Below are 16,310 nucleotides of genomic sequence, written 5' to 3' on the forward strand. Positions count from 1 at the left end.
AGCCGGCCGACATTTCGGATTGCGCCATGTGGTTGCGCGACCTGTTGCAAGCATCACACGCCGGAACAGCGTGTTGACCGCACTGCGACAAAAGCGGGCCTGTCAGTTGCATCCGAGGCGAGACAGGATGAAGCTGTCCTCGTCGTGAAAGGGGTTATCGAATGCCGTTGCAGTCGACGAACGACCTGTTTCAGAGCTTCACTCGCGGGTATGAGGCTCGGCGCGACACGGAGATGAGCCTCTCCGAGTATCTCGATGCCTGCCGCGACGAGCCCCTGATGTACGCGAGCGCGGCCGAGCGCATCCTGCACGCGATCGGCAAGCCGGAATTCGTCGACACTTCGAAGGATGCGCGTCTCGGGCGCGTCTTCATGAACCGGACGATCCGGACCTACCCGGCCTTCTCCGAGTTCTTCGGCATGGAGGAGACGATCGAGCGCATCGTCTCCTTCTTCCGCCACGCCGCCCAGGGGTTGGAAGAGCGCAAGCAGATCCTCTACCTGCTCGGGCCGGTCGGCGGCGGCAAGTCCTCGCTCGCCGAGCGCCTGAAGTCGCTGATGGAGGTCCACCCCATCTACGTGCTGAAGGCCGGCAACGAGGTCTCGCCGGTCTTCGAGAGCCCGCTCGGCCTGTTCGACCCGGAGCTGCTGGGACCCGAGATCGAGAAGCGCTACGGCATCCCGCGCCGGCGCCTCACCGGGCTGATGAGCCCCTGGGCCCTCAAGCGGCTCGACGAGTTCAACGGCGACATCTCGCGCTTCACGGTGATCAAGGTGCGGCCCTCGCGCCTGCGCCAGATCGCGGTCGCCAAGACCGAGCCCGGCGACGAGAACAACCAGGACATCTCGAGCCTCGTCGGCAAGGTCGACATCCGCCGCCTCGAGACGCTGAGCCAGGCCGACCCGGACGCCTACTCCTATTCCGGCGGCCTCAACCGGGCGAACCAGGGCATCCTCGAATTCGTCGAGATGTTCAAGGCGCCGATCAAGATGCTGCACCCGCTGCTGACGGCGACGCAGGAGGGCAACTACGTCGGCACCGAGAATATCGGCGCGATCCCCTTCACGGGCGTGATCCTCGCGCACTCGAACGAGGCCGAGTGGCAGAGCTTCAAGACCAACAAGAACAACGAGGCCTTCATCGACCGCATCTACGTCATCAAGGTGCCCTACTGCCTGCGGGTGCACGAGGAGCAGCGCATCTACGAGAAGCTGATCTCCGGCTCCGAGCTGTCGGACGCGGCCTGCGCGCCCGGCACGCTGGAGATGCTGGCCCGGTTCTCGGTGCTGTCGCGCCTGCGCGAGCACGCCAACTCGAACCTGTTCTCGAAGATGCGGGTCTACGACGGCGAGTCCTTGCGCGAGGTCGACCCGCGCGCCCGCTCCATGCAGGAGTACAAGGACACGGCCGGCGTTGACGAGGGCATGGACGGGATCTCGACCCGCTTCGCCTTCAAGGTCCTGGCCGCGACCTTCAACCACGACACCACCGAGGTCTCGGCCGATCCGGTCCACCTGATGTACGTGCTGGAACAGGCCCTGCGCCGCGAGCAGCTCCCGCCGGAGGTCGAGAAGCGCTACCTCGAGTTCATCAAGACCGAGTTGGCGCCCCGCTACGCGGAGTTCATCGGCCACGAGATCCAGAAGGCCTACCTCGAATCCTACCACGATTACGGCCAGAATCTCTTCGACCGCTATATCGACTACGCGGACGCCTGGATCGAGGATCAGGATTTCAAGGATTCCGAGACGGGCCAGCTCCTCAACCGCGAGCTCCTGAACCAGGAGCTGACCAAGATCGAGAAGCCCGCCGGGATCGCGAACCCGAAGGACTTCCGCAACGAGGTGGTGAAGTTCGCCCTGCGCTCGCGGGCCCAGCACGGCGGCCGCAACCCGAGCTGGACCTCCTACGAGAAGCTGCGCGAGGTGATCGAGCGGCGCATGTTCAGCCAGGTGGAGGAACTGCTCCCCGTCATCTCCTTTGGTTCGAAGAAGGATGGCGAGACCGAGAAGAAGCACGGCGAGTTCGTGGAGCGCATGGTCGACCGGGGCTATACCGAACGGCAGGTGCGGCGCCTCGTCGAATGGTACATGCGGGTGAAGCAGGCGGGGTGAGTTCACCCCCGCTCGGGGGCACGGTTTTGGACCCTCCGCCGCCACAGTTTCGGGCGATCGGCCGGGAATTCTGAACCGGTCGGCACTTGAGGGCGAAGGCGAAGACACCGGATGCACATCGTCGACCGACGGCTCAATCCAGGCGGCAAGAGCCTCGCCAATCGGCAGCGCTTCCTGCGCCGCGTCAAGGACGTGGCCCAGCGCGCGGTGCGCGAATCCGCCCGCGAGAAGGACATCAAGGACCTCGGCAAGGACGGGCGCGTCTCGGTGCCGGTGGACGGGGTGCGCGAGCCCCGCTTCTCACGCCAGCCCGGGACCGGCCTTCAGGACCACATCCTGCCCGGCAACAAGACCTACGTGGAGGGGGACCGGATCGAGCGTCCGCCCGGCGGGGGCGGAGGGGGCGGCTCCGGCGAGGGCGGCGAGGGCGGCGAGAACAGCGAGGACGCCTTCCGTTTCGTGCTGACGCGCGAGGAGTTCCTCGAGCTCTTTCTCGAGGACCTCGAACTGCCGGACCTCGCCAAGCGCCGCCTCGCGGTGGTCGAGACCGAGGGCCTGCGCCGCGCCGGCTTCACGGTGACGGGCTCGCCCGCGAACCTCGCGCTGACGCGCACGCTGCGCAACTCGATGTCCCGGCGCATCGCCCTGAAGCGTCCGAAGCCGGACGAGATCGCGGCGCTCGAGGCCCGCATCGCCGAGATCCGCGAGGGCGACCCGGAGCTGCCGGACCTCCTTCTCACCCTCGAGATGCTGCGCGAGCGCTCGAAGCGCATCCCCTACGTCGACCCGATCGACCTGCGCTACCGTCGCTTCGAGCCCTATCCGCGCCCCGTCGCGCAGGCGGTGATGTTCTGCCTGATGGACGTCTCGGGCTCGATGACCGAGCACATGAAGGACCTCGCCAAACGCTTCTACATCCTGCTGCACATCTTCCTCACGCGTCGCTACCGGCACGTCGAGATCGTGTTCATCCGCCACACCGACCGGGCCACCGAGGTCGACGAGGAGACCTTCTTCAGCTCCCGCGAGACCGGCGGCACGCTGGTCTCCTCGGCGCTGGCCGAGATGAAGCGCATCATCGCCGAGCGCTACTCGCCCGATGACTGGAACATCTACGCGGCCCAGGCCTCGGACGGCGACAACGTGTCGAGCGACGGACCGACCGCGACGGAACTGCTGCGCTCCCACATCCTCCCGGCCTGCCAGCACTTCGCCTATCTGGAGGTCGGCGACGAGAACGGCCCGCGCGCCGGCTTCGTGGAGCACCGCACCACGCTCTGGCGCACCTACGAGGCTATCGCCAAGGCGGGCGGCGCCATCGCCATGCGCAAGGTCAATCACCGGCGCGAGATCTACCCGGTCTTCCGCGAATTGTTCGGCCGCAAGGATGCGCGCGCCGAGGCGGAGGCCTAGAGCATGCTGCGGAAAAGTGGCGACGGATTTTCGCTCAAAGCATGCCCTAACTTATTGAATCGATCATGTTTTCCGCCTTTTGACCGATCTGGTCAAAAGGCTGCATGATCGAGAGCATTCTACGCCGGAATGGCCACCGGTTCGGCGCAAGACAATGCGATAGACCCGCTAGATGGAGCGTTCGCCTCGCCGCGAGGGGAGGGGGATGGTGTCGAGAGAGGCCCTTTCCGTGCTGGACAGCCCGACCCGTAGACAGCCCCGGACGACCTCGGGACCCGCCGAGCCCCTGTTCACGGGCAACGACTGGGATTTCGACACGATCCGCCGCATCCACGACGCCTGCGAGGCCGTCGCCGGGCCCGAGCTCGGTCTGTCCTGGTACCCGAATCAGATCGAGATCATCACGGCCGAGCAGATGCTCGACGCCTACGCGTCGATCGGCATGCCGCTCTTCTACAAGCACTGGTCGTTCGGGAAGCACTTCGCCCAGCACGAGGCCGGCTACCGCCGCGGCCTGATGGGGCTGGCCTACGAGATCGTCATCAACTCGGACCCGTGCATCTCCTACGTGATGGAGGAGAACACGGCGACGATGCAGACGCTGGTGATCGCCCACGCGGCCTTCGGCCACAACCATTTCTTCAAGAACAATTATCTGTTCCGCCAGTGGACGGACGCGGAGGGCATCCTCGACTATCTCGACTTCGCCAAGAACTACATCGCCCGGTGCGAGGAGCGCTACGGCCATCAGGCCGTGGAGCAGGTGCTCGACGCGGCCCATGCCCTGATGAGCCAGGGCGTGCACCGCTATCCCCGCAAGAAGCGCCCCGACCTCGCCTCCGAGCAGCGCCGCGAGCGCGAGCGGATCGAGCACGGCGAGCAGATCTACAACGACCTCTGGCGCACCCTGCCGCAGAAGGCCGGCGGCACCCGCACCGATCTCGCCGCCGAGCGCCGCCGCGCGCTCCTCGAACTACCCCAGGAGAACATCCTCTACTTCCTGGAGAAGGCGGCGCCGCGGCTGCAGCGCTGGCAGCGCGAGATCCTCAGGATCGTGCGCCTCGTGGCGCAGTACTTCTACCCGCAGCGCCAGACCAAGGTGATGAACGAGGGCTGCGCCACCTACTGCCACTACCGGATCATGAACGCGCTCTCCGAGAAGGGCCAGATCGGCGAGGCGGCCTATCTCGAGTTCCTGCAGTCGCACACGAACGTCATCCGGCAGCCGAACTACGACGACCGCTCCTACGGCGGCCACAATCCCTACGCGATCGGTTTCGCCATGATGCAGGATATCGCCCGCATCGTGGAGAACCCGACCGCGGAGGATCGGCAATGGTTCCCGGAGATCGCCGGCACCGGCGACGGGATGGCGGTTTTGCGCGACATCTGGGCCAATTACCGCGACGAGAGCTTCATCGCGCAGTTCCTCTCGCCCAAGCTGATGCGGGACCTGCGCCTCTTCCACGTGGTCGACGATCCCGACGAGCCGGAATTGCGGGTCGAGGCGATCCACGACGAGCGCGGCTACCGCAGGCTGCGCCGCTCCTTCGCGCGCCAGTACGACGTCGCCTGGCTCGATCCCGATATCGAGGTGGTCGACGTCGACCTCGAGGGCGACCGCCGCCTGATCCTGCATCACAAGGCGCTCAACCGCATCACCCTGCAGAGGGACGATGCCCGGCGCGTGCTCCAGCACCTCGCCGATCTGTGGGGCTACGACGTCGTGCTGAAGGAGGTCGACCCGGCGACGGGCAGCATCCTGGGCGAGCACCTCGCGAGCGCGCGGCCGATCTTCTTCTGATACAGCCGCCGTCTGATCCATCCGGGACGGCGGATCCGGGCTCCGCTCAGCCGCCGCGCGGGCTCGCCGATACGGCGTCCGCGTGATCCCTCGCCCGGTCCGCTGACGCGGACCTGACCTCTCCCGTGCGGGACGGGCGACCCGCGCGATCCGCTCAGACGTAGTGGCGGAACATCACCTCGTCCTCGCGGGCGATGGCCACGAGATCGCCCGCGCCCCGGTAGGCCGCGAAGGCACCGCCGACGATGAGGGTGAGGGCGACGAGAAGCGGGTTGGCGATCGGCGCGATCGCCAGGGCGAGCGCGCATACCACGACGATGACGCGATGGGCCTGAACTGCGAGGGTCATCGGTGCCGCCTCCGCCTGGGTCCGTGAACGCAAGCGTCGTACGGGACGGTGTTTGCGCGAATGTTTCGTGGCACGGCTCCGAATGTTTCGGCGTGCCGTGCCGCACATCGACCCCCCGCGGCCTCACGGCCCGAATTGATGGCCGGTCTCCGCATAGACGTGCCGCTCCGCCTTGCTGACGATGGTCGCGGGGTCGTGGCCCTTGAGGCGCGCGAGCAGCAGGAGATCGGTGATCAGGTCGACGATGTCGCATTCGGCGATGTCGTCGTTGGCCGGCGCCGAGCGCCAGCGGCGCATCGCGACATGGGCGCGCGCGTGGCAATCCAGCGCCTTCTGGGCAAACTCGGCGCGTCTGGCTTCCGTGGGCATGGGCGTCTCCTCGCGCCGTCCGGCTCCGGTGACGGGCGAGCCGGTTCGGCATCGCGCGTGCTGCGCCTACCGTAACGGCCGAGCATGCTCGCGGGTTCGTGGGAGCGACGGCGGAGGCGACGCGTCGGAGCGCTTGCGCACCGAGGCCGGGCCGACCCGCGTGACGCCCGCCCCCTCAGTGCCCCGGCATCACGCGGATCTGGCCGACCGCGTCCGGCGACAGGCTGGAATAGAGATCGAAGTGCCGCCTCGAGCCGCCGGCGCGCAGCCGGGCCTGGGCCTCGGCCACCTGCCGGTTCTGGGCCGCGCGCTCGGCCTGCAGCAGGCTCGGCGGCACGAAGGTTCGCCGCGGCGCCTCACCGCAGCCCTGGCAGATCGAGACGAGCCAGGATTGCCAGAGGCCGCTGGTGCGCTCCTCCACCGAACGGGCGCGCTCGCGCTGGGCCGAGGCGAGCGTCAGCGGGTCGAGATCGGATTGCTGCTTGGTGGCCGGCGCGCGCGGCACGTCGTCGAGAAGCTTGGGATCGCGGGTCTGCGCGAGCGCTCCCGAAGCCGTGGAGGCCAGCGCGATCAGGGCCATCGTGGAGAGCCGCATGGTTCGCTCCATTTTTGGAGAGAACTGCAACTAAAACGCGAAGTTCGTCCGATGGACTTGTCGGAACTCTTCCGTACGCGGCGATTGTCTCCGTCCGGACTGCCGAGATCTGTCCTCGATCGGCCGGCCCGCGGCGGAATCTGTCTATCGCCCGCCGGTCCTCCGCGCGGGCGACGCCTTCGGCGTCGGTCTGGGCCAGCGAGAAGACTGCGTCGGCGGCGGCTCAACGCCCGAATGCGGCAGGTTGACTTCGAGGCGGCACTGTCGCGCGACCATGGCCATGCCCTCAGCGGATGCGGGGCAGGATGTGCTCGGCGAAGCGGCGCATCTCAGCCTCGAAGGGCTGGAACTGCAGCATGAACAGCTCGATGCCGGCCTCGTGGAAAGCGCGGATGCGGTTCGCCACCGTCTCGTAGCTGCCGACGAGCCCGGCCGCGGTGCCGCCGTTGGTGCCGACATGGCGGGCGGAGGCCGCGTCGGTCTTGGCGAACATCACGCTCGCGGCGTCCGTGCGCGCCCGCGTGTCGGCGCGCAGGGCCGCGTCGCGCTGCGCCAGGGCGAGGAGCCGTGCCTGCTCGGCCAGCGCCTCCGCGTCGGTGGCACGGGCGATGACGAAGGCCGAGAGGCCGTAGCGCAGCGGTCCGTTCGCGGCCGGGCGGCGGGCGACGTCGGCGATCAGCGCCTTCACGTCCTCCAGCGGCTGGCCGTTGATGAACCAGACGTCGGCGTGGTCCGCCGCCAGCGCCCGAGCCGGCTCGGACTCGCCGCCCAGATAGATCCGCGGGCGGGGGCGGAAGGTGCCGGCAGGCCGGAGCTGGTAGTCCTCGACACGGAAGTGCCGGCCCTCGAAGCAGACGCGTTCGCCGCGCATCAGTCGCTCGACGAGGCCGATCCACTCGCGGCCATAGGCGTAGCGGTCGTCATGTGCCGGGAAGGGGAGCCCGGCCCGCTCGAATTCGGTCCGGTTCCAGGCATTCACGAGGTTCAGGGCGAAGCGACCTCGGGCGATGTGCTCGACCTGCAGCGCCATCTTGGCGAGCACGACCGGGTGGTAGAGCCCCGGCTTGATCGCCGCGATGATCTCGATGCGGTGGGTCAGCGCGGCGAGCGCGGCGGCAGAGGTCCAGGCTTCCAGCTGATCGCGGGCGTCGTCGTACGGGTTCGCCGTGTGCTGGGCGACGAGGACGGAATCGAAGCCGAGGGCTTCGGCCTCCAGCACCAGGGCGCGGTTGCGCTCCCAACTGGCGTCGTCGGGCTCGTCGGGGTCGTGGTGGGCGGCGCGCGAGCCGTGCACGGCGGCCCAGATGCCGAAGCGGGGGGCGTCGGACATCGCCGCTCAGCCCTTCACGGCGGTCGGCTGGAAGATCGTCACCGCCGTGGCGTCGATCCGGCGCGGGATGAGTCTGGCCTCCAGGAACGCGTCGGCGATGTCCTGTTGCTCGCCGAGCTGCGCCCGCTGCACCGGCTCGACCGCGTAGGTGCGCCGCGCATTCGCCGCCGCCACCACCGCCGGCGGCAGATCGCCCCAGACGGGGGCGAGCAGCGCCACGGCCGCGTCAGGGTTGGCCTTCGCCCAACGCCCCGCCTCGACGAGCGCCTCGTAGACCGCCGAGACCACCTCCGGGTGCTCGGCGACGAAGCCGTCGTTGACGAGATAGTAGCGGTGGTAGCTCGTCAGCCCGTTGCCGTCGGCGAGGGTGCGCACGGGCCGCTTCGCCTCGGCGAAGGCGAGGAAGGGATCCCAGATCGACCACGCATCGATACTGCCCTTCTCGAAGGCTGCGGCCCCTTCCGGCGCCTGGAGATAGGCCGGTTTGACGTCGGCGAAGGTGAGCCCCGCGCGCTTCAGGGCGGCGGCGAGCACGTAGTGGCTGCCTGAGCCTCGCGAGACGCCGACCGTGCGGCCCTTGAGATCCGCCATCGTGCGGATCGGAGAATCGGCCGGCACGATGATGGCCTCGGCAGACGGGGCGCCGCGCTCGCGGGCGTAGAAGGTCAGGGGGGCGCCGGCGGATTGGGTGAAGATCGGCACCGCGTCCGCCACGTCCGCGTGGATATCAACGGCACCGGCGTTCATGGGCTCGATGACGCTGGTGAAGAGGTGCCAGGACGGCGCGAAGCCGAGCGGGGCGAGGCGCTCCGCCAGAGTGCCGCGAACCTTGAGCACGGTGAACAGCACGGAGGAGCGCTGCATGCTGATCTTCACCACGCGCTCGGCGGCGTGAACGGCCGGCATCCCGAGAACGGAGGCCGCCACCACGCCGAGACCCGTACGCAGCACCGAACGGCGGGTGGTCGCAAGCCTGCGCGAGGCGTCGTCGGTCATCGTGTGCTCCGGCTCAGGGAAAAGCCGAGCGGAACGCTGCTCGTTGCTCGGCCTAGTCTATGAAAGACGCGGAAGCGCCATCCGATCAACGGAATGTATTTGCAATTTTACCCGCCCTTCGGAATGACTGTCCTCCCTGGCGCGCGCAGAAGGGGACATTCTGCCTGCCCAACATCGCAAACCCCGCGAGCCTGCCCGCTCGCGTCTCCGCGCATAGTAACCCGAGTCGAGCGGGCCGCGAGAACGATTGTTCTGCCGATAACAGCAAGACGATCAAATACATCTCCGATTGTCTGCAAATAAGCATCCGGTTTTCATTGACCGTCCGAGCCTGGAGCAGCGATACATCGGCGCTGCGGGACCGACGAAAGCCGCCGCGATGCAGGGCGGCAGGCGTCTCTCGCGCCGCCACGAACCAGGATGGGACGCCGAAGCGATGTCGCAGACGGATGCGGGCTGGGGAGCCGGACCGAGCGGGCGCTACGAGGACCTGGCCGGCCGCTTTCGCCCGGCCTTCGCCGAGATCCGCGCCACGGCGGTCGAGCGCGACCGCAGGCATGGCCTGCCGCATGCGGAGATCGGCTGGCTGCGCGAGGCCAACTTCACCACCCTGCGCCTCGATCCTGCATCCGGCGGACATGGTGCGAGCCTGCCGGAACTGTTCAACCTGCTGATCGAGCTCTCGCAGGCCGATTCCAACGTGACAAACGCCCTGCGCGCGCATTTCGGCTTCACCGAGGACGTGCTCTGCTCATCCTCGCCCGAGTGGCGCGCCCGCTGGATCGAGCGGATCGGCCGGGGCGAAACGGTCGGCAGCGGCGTATCCGAGACAGGGCCGGCCAAGGTCGGCCAGTTCGACACGGTGGTGCGCCAGCGCGGCTCCGAGCGCGTGGTCGAGGGCCGGAAGTTCTACACGACGGGCTCGCTGTTCGCGGACTACATCCATCTCTCGGCGCAGGACGAGGACGGTCAGCCGGTGGTCGCCGCCGTGCCGACCCGGGCTCCCGGCGTCGCGATCGTGGACGATTGGGACGGGTTCGGTCAGGCACTCACCGCGAGCGGCACGGCGCGCTTCGAGGGTGTCGTGCTGGCACCCGATCTGATCAAGCCGGACCCGGCGCGCTTCCCCTACGCGATGGGCTTTTTCCAGCTCGTGCATCTGGCGACGCTCGCCGGCATCGGCCGGGCTGCGGCCGATGACGTGGCCCGGCTCGTGGCCGAGCGCACGCGCGTCTACAGCCACGGCAATGCCGGGCGCACGGCCGACGACCCGCAGGTCCAGGCCGTGGTCGGCCGCGTGCGCGGCAACGCCTACGCCGCGGGCGCCGTGGTCCTGAAGGCGGCCGACGCCCTGCAGCGGGCCCATGAGGCACATCTGACGGGTGCCGGCAGCGCGGCGGCCGAGCGCGCCACGGCGCTCGCCGACGTCGAGGTCAACCAGGCGGTGACGGTGGTGACGAACCTCGTCCTGGACGCGACGACCGGCCTGTTCGACGCGCTCGGCGCCTCCGCGGTCAAGGAGGGATTGGGCCTCGACCGCTACTGGCGCAACGCCCGCACCATCGCCTCGCACAACCCACGGATCTACCGCGACCGCATCGTCGGCGCCTTCGCGGTCAACGGCAGCGAACCGCCGCGCCAGTACCGCGTCGGCACGGCCTGAGGGGAGACGCGCATGCCCCGCCGCAGCGAGCGCCTGCATCTCGGCGCCTTCCTCTATCCGGGCGGCCACCATGTCGCCGCGTGGCGCCACCCGTCGTCGCAGGCCGATGCGGGCGTCAATCCCGCCCATTACCGGCAACTCGCGCGCACGGCCGAGGCTGCGCATTTCGACCTGATCTTCCTCGCCGACGGCGTCAGCATCCGCGGTGACGACATCGAGGCGCTGAGCCGCACCGCGATCCGCTACGTCGGGCAGTTCGAGCCGCTGACCCTGCTCGCGCATCTCGCGGCGGTGACCGAGCGCATCGGCCTCGTGGCGACGGCCTCGACCACCTACAACGAGCCCTTCCATGTCGCGCGCAAGTTCGCCTCGCTCGATCATCTGAGCGGGGGCCGGGCCGGCTGGAACCTCGTGACCTCCGCGGATCCGCGCGAGGCCTGGAACTTCAGCCGGGAGAGCCATCTCGCGCATGCCAAGCGCTACGCGCGAGCGGAGGAATTCGTGGACGTGGTGCGCGGCCTCTGGGATTCCTACGCGGACGACGCCTTCCTGCGCGACCGTGCATCCGGCCGCTTCTTCGACCCGGATCGGCTGCATCTCCTGGCGCATGAGGGCGAGCACTTCTCGGTGCGCGGCCCCCTGAACGTGCCGCGCCCGCCGCAGGGACATCCGGTGGTGGTCCAGGCCGGCTCCTCGGAAGCCGGCAAGGCGCTCGCCGCACGCACCGCCGAGGTGATCTTCACCGCGCAAGCGACCCTTGAGGACGCTGTCGCCTTCTACGGCGACGTGAAGGGCCGCCTGGAGCGCCTGGGCCGTGATCCGGCCTCGCTCAAGATCATGCCGGGCGCCTTCCCGGTGATCGGTCGGACGGAGGCGGAGGCGCAGGACAAGTTCGGCGCGCTGCAGGAGCTGATCCATCCGGTCGTCGGCCGCTCGCTCCTCGAACAACTCACCGGCGCCGATCTCTCGGGCTATCCGGACGAGGCGCCCCTGCCGGACCTGCCCGAGACCGACGGCGGCAAGAGGCGGCAGGACCTGTTCGTCGGGCTCTCCCGGCGCGAGGGTCTGAGCATCCGCGAGACCTATCTGCGGGCCGCGACCGCCCGCGGCCACTGGACGCTCGTCGGCACGCCGGAGCGCATCGCCGACGCCTTGCAGGAGCGTTTCGAGGCCTACGGGGCCGACGGGTTCAACATCATGCCGCCGACGCTGCCCGGCGGCCTCGACGACTTCGTGACCCTCGTCATCCCCGAATTGCAGCGCCGCGGCCTGTTCCGTACCGGCTACGCCGGCACGACTCTTCGGGATCACCTCGGCCTTGAACGGCCGGAGCACCGGCGCCACGCGCTCCTGCGCAACGCTGCCGAGTAGCTTTGCGGATCGCTGTCCGCAACCTCCCATCCTGGCTCGGTCGAGCCGCAACCCCAAGAGTGCCGTCCGATGACCTTCCTGAGACTGCTCGCCATCGCCGCCCTGACGCTCGGCGCGATGGCCGCCCGGGCGGAGAGCCTCAAGATCGGGGTCGTGCCCGGTGCCTATGCCGATGCCGTCAACGCCGTGGTGGGCGAGGCCAAGGCGAAGGGGCTCGACGTGAAGGTCATCGAATTCAGCGACTGGACGACGCCGAACGTCGCCCTGGATGCCGGCGACATCGACGTGAACTTCTTCCAGCACAAGCCCTTCATGGAGAATGCCGAGAAGCAGAAGGGCTACGACTTCGAGGTCGTCGGCCTCGGGATCCTGCAGAACCTCGGGATCTACTCCCTGAAGCACAAGAGCCTCGACCAGGTCCCCTTCGGCGGCACCGTCGCGATCGCCAACGATCCGGTGAACCAGGGGCGCGGCCTGCTGCTGCTCCAGAAGGCCGGGCTGATCAGGCTTAAGGACGGCGTCGGCTTCCTCGGCACCCTCGACGACATCGTCGAGAACAAGAAGAAGCTCAAGTTCACCGAGGTGGAGGGACCGCAGCTCGCCCGCATCACCGGTGATGTCGATCTCGCGCAGGGCTATCCGCACTTCATCGTCGCGGCCGGCACCTTCGACCCGACCAGCGGCCTCATCTATTCCGGAGTCGAGGACAGGCTCTTCGCAGTGAGCTTCGTCACCCGGGCAGCGCGCAAGGACGACCCCGCGATTCGGAAGTTCGTGGAGATCTTCCAGGGATCGGACGCCGTGAGGACGCAGATCCACAGATCCTTCGCCAACAGCGATAAGCTCTACGTGCTGGCGTGGCTGAACTGATGGCGGGCCTGGCATTCGACGCGATCCGCGGTCCTGCGAACTGGATCGCGAGGAGCGCGGTCGAGGCACGCGCCGTGCCAGCCGCGCGGACGGCGGCCGAGAATCGGGCTGCCGGCACCGTGGTGTTCGAGGCCGTCTCGAAGACCTACCGTTCGGCGTCCGGCGAGGTTCGGGCACTCGATCGCGTCGACCTCGAGATACCAGCCGGCACGATCTTCGGCGTCATCGGCCGCTCGGGCGCCGGCAAGTCGAGCCTCCTGCGCACCGTCAACCGCCTGGAGGAGCCGACGTCCGGCCAGGTGCTGGTCGACGGCGAGCCGATCGCGGCGCTGGACACGGCAGGGCTCGTGGCCCTGCGCCGCCGGATCGGCATGATCTTCCAGCAGTTCAACCTGCTCTCGGCCAAGACGGTGCGCCAGAACGTGGCACTGCCCCTCGTGGTCGCCGGCGTTCCGAGTGCGGAGATCGGCTCCCGCGTAGACGAGGTGCTCCGATTGGTCGGCCTCGAGAACAAGGCTGAGTCCTATCCGTCGCGGTTGTCCGGCGGACAGAAGCAGCGGGTCGGCATCGCGCGCGCCCTCGTTAGCCATCCCGAGATCCTGCTCTGCGACGAGGCGACCTCAGCCCTCGATCCCGAGACGACCCTCTCGATCCTGCGCCTCCTGCGCGACATCAACCGGCGCCTCGGGATCACCATCATCCTGATCACGCACGAGATGAGCGTGATCCGCGAGGTCTGCAGCGACGTGGTGGTACTGGAGCAGGGCCGGATTGCCGAGACGGGTCCGGTCTGGAGCGTCTTCGGGAGCCCGGAGCATCCGGCAACCCGGGCGCTGCTCGAACCTCTGATCCGCGGCCTGCCCGAGGACCTGGTCGCCCGGCTGCTGCCGCATCCCGCGCCCGGCGCGACGGCCGTGCTGCGGATCACCTATTCCGGAAAAATCTCTCCCGATCTCTCAAGCCTGGCCGCGGCCGCGGCCGCGCCGGTGCGGCTCATCCAGGCCGGCATCGAACGGATCGAGGGGCGCGCGGTCGGCCGGATGCTGATCGCCGTCGCGGATGGCGAGGGCGACCGGGTCCTGGAGGAGCGGCTGCGGGCGCTCGGGGATGAGGTCGAGAGGATCGGCTATGTCGCCGCAGATGATTGATCGCCTCTGGCAGGCCTTCCTCGACACGCTGTTCATGGTCGGCATCTCCGCCGGCATCGCGGTGCTCGTCGGGACCCCCCTCGCATTGTTCCTCGTCACCTCGGGGCCCGGCGGCATCGTCCCGGCGCCGAAGGCGCACAAGGTGGTCGGCACGCTCGTCAACGGCTTCCGTGCCGTGCCCTTCATCGTGCTGCTCGTCGCCCTAATCCCGTTCACGCGGCTGGTGACGGGCACCACCATCGGCGTGTGGGCGGCGATCGTGCCGCTCTCGGTCAGCGCCACCCCGTTCTTCGCGCGGATCGCCGAAGTTTCGCTCCGGGAGGTGGATGCCGGGTTGATCGAGGCGGCCCAATCCATCGGCTGCCGGCGCCGGCACATCCTCGTCCACGTGCTGCTGCCCGAGGCGCTGCCGGGGATCGTGGGGGGCTTCACCATCACGGTCGTCTCGATGATCGGCGCCTCGGCCATGGCCGGGGCGGTCGGCGCAGGCGGCCTCGGGGATGTGGCCATCCGCTACGGCTATCAGCGCTTCGACACCGCGGTGATGATGGCGGTCATCGCGATCCTGATCGCGCTGGTCTGCGTCGTGCAGTTCGCGGGCGACGCCGCCGTGCGCCGGCTCAGAGCACGCTGATGGTCGCGGCAGGGAGCACCCGGATGACGGTCAGGAAGCAGATCCGGCTGAACGCGTTCAACATGAACTGCGTGGGTCACATCAATCACGGACTTTGGACCCATCCGCGCGACCGATCGGCGGAGTACAACACGCTCGACTACTGGATCGATCAGGCGAGGCTCCTGGAGCGCGGCCTGTTCGACGGTCTCTTCATCGCCGACATCATCGGCGTCTACGACGTCTATGGCGGCGGCATCGATGTGACCGCGCGGGAGGCCGCGCAGCTTCCCGTCAACGAACCGACCCTGCTCGTCCCCGCGATGGCGGCAGCGACAAAGCATCTGGGTTTCGGCATCACGGTCAATGTCCACAACGAGGCGCCTTACACCTTCGCCCGGCGCCTTTCGACGCTCGATCATCTGACCCGGGGCCGGATCGGCTGGAACATCGTCACCGGCTATCTCGACAGCGCTCACCGGGGCCAGAGCGGCGGCACGTTGCCCGACCACGACCGGCGCTACGACTTCGCCGACGAGTATCTCGAGGTCCTCTACAAGCTCTGGGAAGGAAGCTGGGACGACGACGCCGTACGGCGCGACCGGACTGCACGCCTGTTCGCCGATCCCGCCAGCATCCGTCCGGTATCGCATCGTGGTGAATTCTTCGACGTCGAGGGCTACCACTTGTCCGAGCCCTCGATCCAGCGCACACCGGTGCTCTATCAGGCCGGAGCGTCGGGCCGCGGCCGTGCCTTCGCGGGACGCCACGCGGAATGCGTGTTCATCTCCGCCCGCGACCGGACGACGGCGCGCGAGGCCAGCCGCGCCATCCGCGCCGAAGCCGTGAAGGCCGGGCGGGCTCCTGAGGACGTGAAGGTGTTCGTCGGCATTGCCGTCATTCCCGGACGCACCCGGGCGGAGGCGGAGGAGAAGCGCGCCGAATACCTGCGCCATGCGAGCCCGGAGGCAGGTCTCGCGCACTTCTCCGCCTCTACCGGCATCGACTTCGCCCGCTACGGGCTCGACGATCCGATTCCCTATGGCCCGGGCAATGCTATCCAGTCGGCCACGGCGGCGGCGGCCCAGCGCCGGCTGACGAAGCGCGACCTCCTCGGGGAACTGGAACTCGGCGGGCGCTATAGCGTGCTCGTCGGTGATGCCGTCTCGATCGCCGATGAACTGCAGGCTTGGGTCGAGGATGCCGAGGTGGACGGGTTCAACCTCAGCCGCATCGTCGTGCCGGAGAGCTTCGCCGATTTCATCGACATCGTGATCCCCGAGCTCCAAGATCGCGGGCTCTACAAGACCGCCTATGCGGACGGGTCGCTACGGGCGAAGCTGTTCGATCGAGGCGACAGGCTGCCTGCCCGCCACGCCGCCCATGCCTTCCGTGCGGGCTCAACCCCCTTGGCCCGAGCGGTCTGAAGAGGACGCCCCGGCCGGGGACGCCATCTCGCTTCTTCCGAACGCAGGCAATGCGGGAGAACTCCGAACCCGGAAACGGGAACGCCGCGGAGCGTCGCTTTTGACGTCTGCTTCAGCGATGAGACCCGATGATCGTTCCGGTCCTCGTTCAGGCAGGCGGCATGGCCGCCGCCTTCCAGGTCGGCGCAGCCGGTTTCCTGATCGCGGCCCCGCTCGTGCTGACCCTCGGGACCGAGACTCGAGGGCAG

14 protein-coding genes are annotated in these 16,310 nt (G+C 68.4%); 9 read left to right on the top strand and 5 right to left on the bottom strand.

The genetic code is table 11. The features are described 5' to 3' along the window. The first annotated feature begins 161 nt into the window (after positions 1 to 161). The 3 genes from WDW90_RS16645 (at position 162) to WDW90_RS16655 (ending at position 5,331) form a co-directional block, all read left to right on the top strand. Positions 162 to 2,114 (top strand): PrkA family serine protein kinase, encoded by a 1,953-nt coding sequence (locus WDW90_RS16645; protein WP_336488518.1) that lies wholly within the window; start codon positions 162 to 164, stop codon positions 2,112 to 2,114. A gap of 111 nt (positions 2,115 to 2,225) precedes the next feature. Continuing rightward, positions 2,226 to 3,527, top strand: coding sequence for a YeaH/YhbH family protein (locus WDW90_RS16650; RefSeq protein WP_336488519.1), 1,302 nt, complete (start codon positions 2,226 to 2,228; stop codon positions 3,525 to 3,527). Between the two features lie 205 nt (positions 3,528 to 3,732). Next, the gene (locus WDW90_RS16655; RefSeq protein ID WP_336488520.1) at positions 3,733 to 5,331 is read left to right on the top strand and encodes a SpoVR family protein; all 1,599 of its coding nucleotides are present in this window, start codon (positions 3,733 to 3,735) and stop codon (positions 5,329 to 5,331) included. Positions 5,332 to 5,485: 154 nt separating this feature from the next. On the opposite strand, the gene WDW90_RS16660 is transcribed toward WDW90_RS16655, so the two are convergent. The 5 genes from WDW90_RS16660 to WDW90_RS16680 all read right to left on the bottom strand — a co-directional run bounded on the left by WDW90_RS16660 (position 5,486) and on the right by WDW90_RS16680 (position 8,970). Beyond that, entirely contained in the window at positions 5,486 to 5,680 is a 195-nt protein-coding gene (locus tag WDW90_RS16660; RefSeq protein ID WP_336488521.1) for a hypothetical protein, read from the bottom strand. A gap of 123 nt (positions 5,681 to 5,803) precedes the next feature. Then, entirely contained in the window at positions 5,804 to 6,049 is a 246-nt protein-coding gene (locus WDW90_RS16665) for a hypothetical protein (RefSeq protein WP_336488522.1), read from the bottom strand. Positions 6,050 to 6,224: 175 nt separating this feature from the next. Beyond that, positions 6,225 to 6,644, bottom strand: a complete 420-nt coding sequence (locus WDW90_RS16670; protein ID WP_336488523.1) for a hypothetical protein — start codon at positions 6,642 to 6,644, stop codon at positions 6,225 to 6,227. A gap of 286 nt (positions 6,645 to 6,930) precedes the next feature. Continuing rightward, complete coding sequence (locus tag WDW90_RS16675) at positions 6,931 to 7,974, bottom strand: LLM class flavin-dependent oxidoreductase (RefSeq protein ID WP_336488524.1); 1,044 nt, start codon at positions 7,972 to 7,974, stop codon at positions 6,931 to 6,933. Between the two features lie 6 nt (positions 7,975 to 7,980). Continuing rightward, positions 7,981 to 8,970, bottom strand: a complete 990-nt coding sequence (locus WDW90_RS16680; RefSeq protein WP_336488525.1) for an aliphatic sulfonate ABC transporter substrate-binding protein — start codon at positions 8,968 to 8,970, stop codon at positions 7,981 to 7,983. 436 nt (positions 8,971 to 9,406) lie between these two features. Here WDW90_RS16680 and WDW90_RS16685 point away from each other — a divergent pair, with 436 nt between their 5' ends. The 6 genes from WDW90_RS16685 (at position 9,407) to WDW90_RS16710 (ending at position 16,062) form a co-directional block, all read left to right on the top strand. Next, a complete protein-coding gene (locus WDW90_RS16685; protein WP_336488526.1) occupies positions 9,407 to 10,633 on the top strand; it encodes an acyl-CoA dehydrogenase family protein in 1,227 nt (408 codons plus the stop codon). 12 nt (positions 10,634 to 10,645) lie between these two features. Continuing rightward, positions 10,646 to 12,004 (top strand): LLM class flavin-dependent oxidoreductase, encoded by a 1,359-nt coding sequence (locus WDW90_RS16690; RefSeq protein WP_336488527.1) that lies wholly within the window; start codon positions 10,646 to 10,648, stop codon positions 12,002 to 12,004. Between the two features lie 69 nt (positions 12,005 to 12,073). Further along, positions 12,074 to 12,874 carry a MetQ/NlpA family ABC transporter substrate-binding protein gene (locus WDW90_RS16695; RefSeq protein ID WP_336488528.1) on the top strand — a complete coding sequence of 267 codons (801 nt, stop codon included), beginning with the start codon at positions 12,074 to 12,076 and terminating at the stop codon, positions 12,872 to 12,874. After that, the gene (locus WDW90_RS16700; RefSeq protein WP_336488529.1) at positions 12,874 to 14,022 is read left to right on the top strand and encodes a methionine ABC transporter ATP-binding protein; all 1,149 of its coding nucleotides are present in this window, start codon (positions 12,874 to 12,876) and stop codon (positions 14,020 to 14,022) included. Before WDW90_RS16695 ends, WDW90_RS16700 begins: the two co-directional genes overlap by 1 nt. Then, the gene (locus tag WDW90_RS16705) at positions 14,003 to 14,656 is read left to right on the top strand and encodes a methionine ABC transporter permease (protein WP_336488530.1); all 654 of its coding nucleotides are present in this window, start codon (positions 14,003 to 14,005) and stop codon (positions 14,654 to 14,656) included. The genes WDW90_RS16700 and WDW90_RS16705 overlap by 20 nt, the downstream gene beginning before the upstream one ends. 23 nt (positions 14,657 to 14,679) lie before the next feature. Beyond that, on the top strand, positions 14,680 to 16,062 hold the full coding sequence (locus WDW90_RS16710; RefSeq protein ID WP_336488531.1) for an LLM class flavin-dependent oxidoreductase: 1,383 nt from the start codon (positions 14,680 to 14,682) through the stop codon (positions 16,060 to 16,062). Positions 16,063 to 16,310 lie beyond the last annotated feature (248 nt).

The organism is Methylobacterium nigriterrae (assembly GCF_037106235.1).
GTDB classification, from domain to species: Bacteria; Pseudomonadota; Alphaproteobacteria; order Rhizobiales; family Beijerinckiaceae; genus Methylobacterium; species Methylobacterium nigriterrae.